This window comes from Streptomyces sp. 8L (assembly GCF_020176795.1).
Lineage (GTDB): Bacteria > Actinomycetota > Actinomycetes > Streptomycetales > Streptomycetaceae > Streptomyces.
Genome location: NZ_JAIUKE010000453.1, coordinates 1 through 9,834, shown reverse-complemented (window position 1 = coordinate 9,834; position 9,834 = coordinate 1). Strand labels below are relative to the sequence as shown.

The 9,834-nt window shown below is 70.3% G+C and carries 9 protein-coding genes; 7 read left to right on the top strand and 2 right to left on the bottom strand.

Annotated features, from left to right (window positions below):
- Positions 1 to 295: 295 nt before the first annotated feature.
- A complete protein-coding gene (locus tag LCE31_RS30815; protein ID WP_225020168.1) occupies positions 296 to 571 on the top strand; it encodes a hypothetical protein in 276 nt (91 codons plus the stop codon).
- 533 nt (positions 572 to 1,104) lie between these two features.
- Here LCE31_RS30815 and LCE31_RS30810 read toward each other — a convergent pair.
- Positions 1,105 to 1,470 carry a VOC family protein gene (locus LCE31_RS30810; protein WP_225020166.1) on the bottom strand — a complete coding sequence of 122 codons (366 nt, stop codon included), beginning with the start codon at positions 1,468 to 1,470 and terminating at the stop codon, positions 1,105 to 1,107.
- 130 nt (positions 1,471 to 1,600) lie between these two features.
- Between LCE31_RS30810 and LCE31_RS30805 the strand changes: the two genes are divergently transcribed.
- Positions 1,601 to 2,089 (top strand): CGNR zinc finger domain-containing protein, encoded by a 489-nt coding sequence (locus LCE31_RS30805; RefSeq protein ID WP_225020164.1) that lies wholly within the window; start codon positions 1,601 to 1,603, stop codon positions 2,087 to 2,089.
- 72 nt (positions 2,090 to 2,161) lie between these two features.
- Here LCE31_RS30805 and LCE31_RS30800 read toward each other — a convergent pair whose 3' ends face one another.
- Positions 2,162 to 3,505 (bottom strand): UDP-glucose dehydrogenase family protein, encoded by a 1,344-nt coding sequence (locus LCE31_RS30800; protein ID WP_225020162.1) that lies wholly within the window; start codon positions 3,503 to 3,505, stop codon positions 2,162 to 2,164.
- A 221-nt stretch (positions 3,506 to 3,726) separates the two neighbouring features.
- Here LCE31_RS30800 and LCE31_RS30795 point away from each other — a divergent pair, with 221 nt between their 5' ends.
- The 5 genes from LCE31_RS30795 (at position 3,727) to LCE31_RS30775 (ending at position 9,740) form a co-directional block, all read left to right on the top strand.
- Positions 3,727 to 4,908, top strand: coding sequence for an acyl-CoA dehydrogenase family protein (locus LCE31_RS30795; protein WP_225020154.1), 1,182 nt, complete (start codon positions 3,727 to 3,729; stop codon positions 4,906 to 4,908).
- A 124-nt stretch (positions 4,909 to 5,032) separates the two neighbouring features.
- The gene (locus LCE31_RS30790) at positions 5,033 to 5,599 is read left to right on the top strand and encodes a glycerol-3-phosphate responsive antiterminator (RefSeq protein ID WP_225020152.1); all 567 of its coding nucleotides are present in this window, start codon (positions 5,033 to 5,035) and stop codon (positions 5,597 to 5,599) included.
- A 365-nt stretch (positions 5,600 to 5,964) separates the two neighbouring features.
- Positions 5,965 to 7,302, top strand: coding sequence for an MFS transporter (locus LCE31_RS30785; protein ID WP_225020150.1), 1,338 nt, complete (start codon positions 5,965 to 5,967; stop codon positions 7,300 to 7,302).
- A gap of 93 nt (positions 7,303 to 7,395) precedes the next feature.
- A complete protein-coding gene (locus tag LCE31_RS30780; RefSeq protein WP_225020148.1) occupies positions 7,396 to 8,172 on the top strand; it encodes an SDR family NAD(P)-dependent oxidoreductase in 777 nt (258 codons plus the stop codon).
- A 104-nt stretch (positions 8,173 to 8,276) separates the two neighbouring features.
- Positions 8,277 to 9,740, top strand: a complete 1,464-nt coding sequence (locus LCE31_RS30775) for an FAD-binding oxidoreductase (RefSeq protein WP_225020146.1) — start codon at positions 8,277 to 8,279, stop codon at positions 9,738 to 9,740.
- Positions 9,741 to 9,834: the final 94 nt, after the last annotated feature.

Here is a 9,834-nt window from a genome sequence, read left to right as displayed (position 1 = left end):
CACGGGGTCGGGGGCGTCGAGGACGATGGCGCGTGGGGTGGCGATGGCCATGACGGGATTCCTCCGGGCTGTCTCCCGCTTGCCCAGCGGTGCTCTTGAGCGAGAGGGGTAGGTACCGCGGGCCGGAGGACCGCCTTCCCCGGCGAACGGGCCGCGCCAGGGGACGTACCGGACAGGACGCGTGCGGGGACATTGATCAAGGTCCCTGCAATGCTCGGGCGACTGCCCGCACACCAGGGGTGAACCTCTGCCGATCCCGCTGTCCGACGCCCCGGGGCCGTCCTAGACTGCTGGCGTGACCGCTGCATACGACTACGAGGACAGGCACCACCTGGTGGACCGGCTCACCCCGACCCAGGTGCGACGCCTGCGCTTGCTCGTCACCCAGGACGAGGAGCTGTCCCAGGTTGCCCAGTCGCTGCCGGCAGTCGACGCGAACGAGGACGTGGAGTCGGTCCCGGCCGGGCTGCTGGCCCTGATCGGCAGTGTGAATGGCCCGGAGGATCTGGCTGAGCGGCACGACGACTACATCCGCGAGCGGATGCGCGAGCGCTTCGGCGACTCAGCGTGATCGCCACGGTCCTGGACACCGGCCCCCTGGCTGCGGCGTTCAACGCGGCCGACCGGCGTCACCCGGGAGTGCGCCTCCCTGCTGACGACGCTGACCGGCCGCCGTCTGCTGCCCAGCCCGGTCATGACCGAGGTCTGCTGGCTGCTGGAGCGCTGGCCCCAGGTCGAGGCGGCGTTTTCTGGCCGAGGTCGCACGGGGAACCTTCGAGCTGGTCCACCTCACTCCCAACGACCTGACGCGCATGGCTGAGCTGGTCCTCCCATACGCCGACTTCCCGCTCGGCGGGGTCGACGCCTCCGTCATCGCGGTGGCCGAGCGCTTCGGCGTGGACGGGTAGCCACCCTCGACCGGCGATACTTCAGCGTCGTCAAACCCGCCCACGTCCCCGCGCTGACACTCCTGCCGTAGCCCGACCACGGGTGCTCCGTACCCTTGACGGCAGCGCTGACGGCAACAAGCACGGACGCCAGGGAGCAGCGACGTGCCGGGTCGACGCCGACGACCTCGATTCCGCGATCCGCGAGTCCGCCGGCTCAGTCGACGCAGAGGCAGAACGGGTGCCCCGCCGGGTCGCGGTAGACGCGGAAGTCGCGGCCCGGGGCGTCGGTGTCCAGGGCGACGGCCCCGATCCGCAGCAGCTCCCGCTCGGCGTCGTCCAGGTCGGCGACGGTGAAGTCCAGGTGCAGCTGCTGGGACTTGTCGGCCGACGGCCACTCCGGCGGTACGAGTCCTGGCGCGGCCTGGAACGACAGCCGCGTCCCCTCCGCCCCCTCCAGATCGACCCACCCGTCCTCCTCGCCGCTGATGACCTCGCCGCCGATGATCTGCGCGTAGAAGCCGGCGAGGGCCACGGGGTCGGGGGCGTCGAGGACGATGGCGCGTGGGGTGGCGATGGCCATGACGGGATTCCTCCGGGCGATCGGTGGACGGGCTGCGTGTCTGTGACCTTGTGCGGGGTGTGGCCGGTCCGGTCCGGGTGGCGCGTTACCGGTGAAGCCATTCAACAGGTAACGGGATACCGTCGCAACCATGACCGACCGGCCCGCCCCCGAGGAACTGCTCCTCATCCAGGAGCTCGTGAACACGCGTGACATCGAGGCCGGCACCGACACGCTGGACACGGCGGAGGGCAGACGCCCCTTCGGGATCACGGCCTCGGGTGTCCCCGCGGCGAAGCGGTTGCGTGAGGCGTTGCGGGCGGCCTGCCTGGCCCACGCGGGCCACGGTGACGCCCGGGCGCTGGACGCGCTGCTGGCGGGCGTGGCGCTGCGGGTGGCGGTGGCCCCCCAGGGCGCGGCGACCGTCGTGGCCGTGGCGGACGATCTGCGCGCCCGGGTCGCGCTATCGATCGCCCGGGCCTCGCTGGACGGCACCTGGCAGCGGCTGAAGGCGTGCGAGGCCGAGACCTGCCGGTGGGCGTACTACGACCGCAGTCCGGCGGGGCGCCGCCGCTGGTGCTCGATGTCGGTCTGCGGCGCGCGCAACAAGATGCGTACCTACCGCGCGCGCCGCGCGTGAGGTACCCCCGGGGCAGGCCGTTCCCGGGAAACGGCCCGGCCCCGAGGGCGGCCCCGGGCAAGAGGCGACGCGCTACGCGTTCGGGCGGCCCATCGCGCGGTACGTCCAGCCCGCCGCGCGCCAGCGCTCCGCGTCCAGTGTGTTGCGGCCGTCGAGGAGCACCCGCGCGGACGCGACCGCGCCCAGCTCAGCCGCGTCCAGCTCGCGGAACTCGCGCCACTCCGTCAGGTGCAGCACCACGTCCGCGCCGCGTACCGCGTCGAGCGCGCTCTCCGCGTACCCGAGGGTGGGGAAGAGGCGGCGCGCGTTGTCCATGCCCTTCGGGTCGTAGACCGTGACCTGTCCGCCCTGGAGGTGGATCTGGCCCGCGACGTTCAGCGCGGGCGAGTCGCGCACGTCGTCGCTGTCCGGCTTGAACGCCGCGCCCAGCACCGCCACCCGCTTGCCGAGGAACGAGTCGCCGCCCACGGCCTCGCGCGCCATGTCGACCATGTGGCCGCGCCGCCGCATGTTGATCGAGTCGACCTCGCGCAGGAACGTCAGCGCCTGGTCGGCGCCCAGCTCGCCGGCGCGGGCCATGAACGCGCGGATGTCCTTCGGCAGGCAGCCCCCGCCGAAGCCGATGCCGGCGCGCAGGAACTTCTTCCCGATCCGGTCGTCGTGGCCGAGCGCCTCCGCCAGCGTCGCGACGTCGCCGCCCGCCGCCTCGCACACCTCGGCCATGGCGTTGATGAACGAGATCTTCGTCGCGAGGAACGAGTTCGCCGACGCCTTGACCAGCTCCGCGGTCGCGAAGTCCGCCACCACGAACGGGGAGCCGTCCGCGATCGGCTTCGCGTAGACCTCCCGCAGCAGCCGTTCCGCGTGCTCGCTGCGCACGCCCACCACGATCCGGTCCGGGCGCAGCGTGTCCTGCACGGCGAAGCCCTCGCGCAGGAACTCCGGGTTCCACGCCAGCTCGACGTCGCGGCCCGCCGGGGCCAGCTCGGCCAGCCGCGCCGCGAGCCGCTCCGCGCTGCCCACCGGCACCGTCGACTTGCCGACGACGAGGGCGGGCCTCGCCAGGTGCTTGGCCAGCGAGTCCACCGCGCTCTCGACGTAACTCATGTCGCAGGCGTACTCGCCCTGCTTCTGCGGGGTGTTCACGCAGACGAAGTGCACGTCGCCGAACTCGCCGATCTCGGCCCAGTCCATCGTCACGCGCAGTCGGCCCGTCGAGCCCTCGATCCCCGCGACGTGCTTGCGCAGCAGTTCCTCGAGGCCCGGCTCGTACATCGGGGCGCGCCCCGCCCGCAGCGCGTCGATCCTCGACTCGGAGACATCGAGGGCCAGCACCTCGAACCCGAGGTCGGCCATGGCCGCGGCGTGCGTCGCGCCGAGGTAGCCGGTGCCGATCACGGTGATCTTGAGGGCCATGGGCTGCTCCATATGCAGACGACGATCGGGACGCCGCCTGAGCATAGCCGCGCCCCCGTGTGTGCCCCGGCTCACCTATGCCGTCCGGCCCGCGGCGCTCTAGTATCGGGGTTGTCAGCGGGTTACTTAACGGTAGTTAGCAACGGTGGGCGGCAACGGCGGACGGCAACGTCCCCGCGCACCGCCCTCCAACGAAACAGCCTCCCTGGGAGTGAGAGACCGTGGCCGGATCGACTGGGTCGTCGTCCTTTGACCTGTACCGCCCCGCCGAGGAGCACGACGCGCTCCGGGAGGCCGTGCGCGGCCTCGCGGAGGCGAAGATCGCGCCGTTCGCGGCGGCGGTCGACGAGGAGGCGCGTTTTCCGCAGGAGGCGCTGGACGCGCTCGTCGGGAGCGACCTGCACGCCATCCACGTGCCCGAGGAGTACGGCGGCGCGGGCGCGGACGCGCTCGCGACGGTGATCGTGATCGAGGAGGTGGCCCGGGTGTGCGCCTCCTCGTCGCTGATCCCCGCGGTCAACAAGCTCGGCTCGCTGCCGGTGGTCCTGTCGGGCGGCGAGGAGCTCAAGCGGCGGTACCTCACGCCGCTGGCCGCGGGCGACGCGATGTTCTCCTACTGCCTGTCCGAGCCGGACGCCGGCTCGGACGCGGGCGGCATGAAGACCAGGGCCGTACGCGACGGCGACAGCTACGTCCTCAACGGCGTGAAGCGCTGGATCACCAACGCCGGGGTCTCCGAGTACTACACGGTGATGGCGGTCACCGACCCCGACAAGCGCACCAAGGGCATCAGCGCGTTCGTCGTGGAGAAGTCCGACGAGGGCGTCTCCTTCGGCGCCCCGGAGAAGAAGCTCGGCATCAAGGGCTCCCCGACCCGTGAGGTCTACCTCGACAACGTCCGCATCCCCGCCGACCGGATCATCGGCGAGGAGGGCACGGGCTTCGCCACCGCGATGAAGACGCTCGACCACACCCGCATCACCATCGCCGCCCAGGCCCTCGGCATCGCCCAGGGCGCGCTGGACTACGCCAAGGGCTACGTCCAGGAGCGCAAGCAGTTCGGCAAGCCGATCGGCGACTTCCAGGGCGTCCAGTTCATGCTGGCCGACATGGCCATGAAGCTGGAGGCCGCCCGCCAGCTCACCTACGCCGCCGCCGCGCGCTCCGAACGCGTCCACCAGGGCTCCGCCAAACAGGACCTCACGTTCTTCGGCGCCGCCGCCAAGTGCTACGCCTCCGACGCCGCGATGGAGATCACCACCGACGCCGTCCAGCTCCTCGGCGGCTACGGCTACACCCGCGACTACCCCCTGGAGCGCATGATGCGCGACGCCAAGATCACCCAGATCTACGAGGGCACGAACCAGGTCCAGCGCATCGTGATGGCCCGCAACATCCCGTAACGAGTTCCTCGCCGCCCGGAACCGCGCGGCCGGGGCCCGGCGGGGTCGGGGTTACCTTGGGGCGACGGGCCGGTGAGGCCGGGGGACACCAGTGGGAAACCAGTGGGAGAGGTGGGGAGAGCGCGTGGGCGAATCGATGACGACCGTCCTTGAGGACCATCCGGTCGTCGCCAGTGTGAAGGACCAGCAGGGGCTTGAGGCCGTCCTGCGCTCCCCCTGCCAGGTGGTGTTCCTGCTCTACGGCTCGGTGCTCGACCTGCCCGCGCTCGTCGCGCGGCTCAAGGACCACGGCAAGACCGTCCTCGTCAACGTGGACCTGATCGACGGGTTCAGCGGCAAGGAGATCGTCGTGCGGTACGTGAAGGAGAACACGGCGGCCGACGGCATCCTCAGCTCCAAGGCGCCCATGGTGCGGGCGGCCAGGCAGCTCGGCCTGTTCGCCGTCCACCGGTTCTTCCTCGTGGACTCACTCTCGTACCACAACCTGGCCAAGCACGTACGGATGTCCAAGGCGGACTGCGTGGAGATCCTGCCCGGCTGCATGCCGCGCGTCATCTCCTGGGCCGTCGCGGACCTCGACGTGCCGCTGATCGCGGGCGGCCTGGTCTGCGACCGGGACGACGTGTTCGCCGCGCTCAAGGCGGGCGCCGCGGCCATCGCCTCGTCCAACCGGGACGTGTGGGCCATGTGACGTGCGGGCCGCGTGAGGGTGCGGGCCGCATGACAGTCTGGGCCGTATGACGGTGCGGGCCGGGTGATCCGTCGGCGTGGGGTTCCGCGCGGTTGACACCCTCCGCACCTCTCTATAACTTGATCCAGGCGTTCCGCGGCACTCCGTTCCGCGGCGCCCACAATCGCATACCGGCCTTCGGTCCACCGAAGGCAGTTACTAGAGACCAGAGAGCAGTAACACCTCGCATGAGGCGTTACTGCTCTTTTTTTGTTCTCTTTCCGCCCCCGTCCCCGTTCCCGTGTTCTTTCCGGCCGTTCCACAAAGAGGTGGTCACTCATGAGCATCGCGTTCAGCGCCCGCTGCCGGGCCGAGGCGGCGGTCCGATGACAACGGCCCGGAAATGGGCCGGCTTCCTCATCCTCTCGATGAGTTGCGGCATCGTGTACCAGGTCGCCTACATACGGTTCGTCTATCTCGGGCCGACCGCGCAGGCCCTGCACCTCTCCGCGCAGGACTACGGGAACGTCATCTCGGTGTTCGGCGTCGTCGCCACCGTCATGTATTTCCTCGGCGGCTGGTTCGCGGACCGGTTCCCGCCCAGGGGCCTCATCGTCACATCCCTGGCCGGCACCGGGGTCGCCGACCTGTATCTGAGCACGGTGCCCGGCTACTGGGGCACGGTCGCCGCCCATGTCGTCATGGCCGTCATGGGAATGGGCCTTTACTGGTCCGCCCTCGTGAAGGCGATCGGCATGCTCGGCGACGCGTCGGAACAGGGGCGGATCTTCGGATTCCTCGAAGGCGCGCGAGGCGTGACGTCGACCGTCGTGGGATTCGCGGGAACGGCCGTGGTGGGCGCCGCCGCCGCGGAATCCGCCGGAGTGCTCTGGCTGATCCGCATCTACGGAATCCTCGCTTTCGTCTTCGCCGCGCTCGTACTTCTCTTCGTACGGGTCGACAGGACGCGGCTCGCCGCGCTCGGCTCCAGTACGGTCACGCTCCGGCAATTGCTCTCGGCCGCGAAGAACGCGTACACCTGGCTGATCGGCCTCACCATCATGCTGATGTACTGCTTCTACACGACCCTCGGCTATTTCTCTCCGCTCCTCGAATACCGCTACGGAGTGGCCGCGGGGCTGATCGGCGCCATCGGAGTCGTCCGCACGTACGTCTTCCAGTTCGTCGCGGGTCCCGCGGGCGGGGTGGTGGCCGACAAGGCGGCCAGGTCCGCCCCCCGGTTCCTGCGCTGGATGTTCGCCGCCGCCTCGGCCGTCGCGCTCGTCTTCCTGCTGATGCCGCGCGATCCCGCGTTCCTGTGGGTCGCCGTGGCGCTGATGTTCGTGTTGTGCCTGATGGTGTTCGCGAGCCGTGGGGTCTACTGGGCACAGGTCAGCGAGGTCGAGATCGAGGAGAGCGAGCGCGGCGGTGTGATCGGACTGGCATCGGGGCTCGCCTACCTGCCGGACGCGTTCCTGCCGTCCCTGTGCGCCTGGTGGGTCGGAGACCCGTCCGCGCGGCCCGCGGTGCCCGAGCACGGCGGCGGCTACAGCGCCCTGTTCGTCTTCCTGCTCGTCATGGGCCTGCTCGGGCTGGTGCTGACGACGCTGACCCGGCGCGTCCGCACCCGGGACCTGGCGGCCCGCGCCGCCGGCCACGCACCGGCCGCGCACCGCGCCCTCGCTCCGGGCGGGGGGATACGGTCCCGCCCGGCCGGCTCCTGACCCGTACGCCCCGGCGTCCCCGATCAGGCGCCGCCCCCCCCGCACCATCACCTCCGTACCACGCGCAACCACCCCGAACCTCCGGAGCAGTACATGGACATCACCGACTTCAACCGGGACTTCTTCTCCCTCGACGGGAAGAACGCGATCGTCACCGGCGGCAACACCGGCCTTGGCCGGGCCTTCTCGCTCGCCCTCGCCAAGGCGGGCGCCAACGTGTTCGTGCCCAGCGTCATGGAGGACGACGGCACGACCCGGCGGCTGATCGAGGCCGAGGGCCGGCGGACGGAGTTCCTGGCCTGCGACCTGACGGCACCCGGCACGCCCCGCGCGATCGTGGACGGCTGCGTGGACGCCTTCGGCTCCGTCGACATCGTGGTGAACTCCGCCGGCATCTGCAATCTCGCGCCCGTCGAGAAGTTCGGCCGCGTGCAGTGGGACCCGATGGTGGACATCAACCTCACCGCGCCGTTCGAGCTGAGCCACGAGGCCATGCTGCGGATGATCCCGCGGCGCTCCGGGAAGATCATCAACATCGCGTCGCTCTTCTCGTTCCTCGGCGGCCAGTGGTCACCGGCGTACGCGGCCACGAAGCACGCCATCGCGGGCTTCACCAAGGCGTACTGCGACGAGCTGGCCCAGCACAACATCCAGGTCAACGCGATCGCCCCGGGCTATTTCGCCACGCAGATCACCGAGGCGACGCGGGCCGATCCCACCACCAACCAGCGCGTCCTCGACCACATCCCGGCCGGGCGGTGGGGCGACGTCGCGGACCTGATGGGCACCACGGTCTTCCTGGCGAGCCGGGCCTCGGACTACGTCAACGGCCACATCCTCCCGGTGGACGGGGGGTACCTCGTCCGCTGACACCTCGCGTACCCTCCGCGCCCTCTGCACTACCGGCGCCGCGCGCAGCCACCCGTACGACCCGCACCACCCGTACTCCCTCCACCCCGAAACACGAGGACCCCATGGACCAGTCACCGTCCGACCTGAACCGCGAAGAGATCGTCGCGGGTCTGACCGAACTCCTCGGTGCGGACGCGGTCGTCACCGACGACCGGCAGCTGCGCGAGGCGAGCGTCGACCGCTTCAAGAAGTACACGTCCGCGCACGGCATCTACGACGGCCCGTTCCCGTCCGCGATCGTCAACGCGACCAGCACCGACGACATCGCGCGCGTCCTCGCCTTCGCCGACGAGCACCGCGTCAACGTGGTGGCCCGCACCGGACGTACCGGCACCGAGGGCGGCCTGGAGACGGCCGTCGCCGACACCATCGTCCTGGACGGTTCCGGGCTCGACCGGATCGTGTCGGTGGACACCGAGAACATGCGCGCCACGGTGCAGTGCGGCGTGCCCCTCCAGGTCCTCGAGGACACCCTCAGGGCCCGCGGCTACACGACGGGCCACTCCCCGCAGTCCAAGCCGCTCGCCCAGTACGGCGGCCTCGTCGCGACCCGCTCCATCGGCCAGTTCTCCACCCTGTACGGGGCGATCGAGGACATGGTCGTCGGCCTGGAGGCGGTGTTTCCCGACGGAAGCGTGGCGCGGATCAAGAACGTGCCGCGGCGGGCGGCGGGCCCCGACATCCGGCACATCGTCATCGGCAACGAGGGCGCGCTGTGCTACGTCACCGAGGTGACGGTGAAGATCTTCCGGTACATGCCGGAGAACAACGAGTTCCACGGCTTCCTCGTCGACGACATGGCGACCGGCATCGCGATGATCCGCGAGGTCGTCACCGGCGGCTTCGCCCCCTCCGTCGTACGCGTCTACTCGCCCGAGGACGCGCGCCAGCACTTCGCGCACTTCTACGACGGCAAGTGCGTGGTCGTCTTCGTCGCCGAGGGCCCGCGGGGCATCGTCCGCGCGACCAGCGAGGAGATCGAGCGCGTCGCCGGCGCGTACCCGCACGAGAAGGTCGAACCGGCGCTCATCGAGGACTGGTTCGAGCACCTCAACTGGGGCGCCGACAAGATCGAGGCGGAGAAGCGCACGATGCTGGAGAAGCGCGAACTCGGCTACACCACCGAGGTGTCGGTCGACTGGTCGCGCACCGTCGAGCTGTACGAGAACGTCGTCGCGCGCATCCGCCGCGAGTTCCCCGCAGCGAACGACCTCACCATGCTGGGCGCCCACTCCTCGCACAGCTACCAGACGGGCACCAACCTGTACTTCGTCTACGACTACACGATCAACTGCGAGCCGCGCGACGAGATCACCACGTACCACATCCCGCTCAACGCCATCATCGTGGAGGAGGCGCTCAAGGCCGGCGGTTCGATGGTCCACCACCACGGCATCGGCAAGTACCGCGCCCCGTGGACCGAGCGGGAGCACGGCAGCGCCTACCCCCTGCTCGCCAAGCTCAAGGAGGCGTTCGACCCGAACGGGATCATGAACAAGGGCACGATCTTCCCGGCCGGCTCCTGACACGGGCGCAGCCCCCGTACGGCCCGGCACACCGCCTCGTCCGTACGGCCCGGCACCCCGCCTCGTACGGCCGGGCGCAGCCCCCGCTACCCCC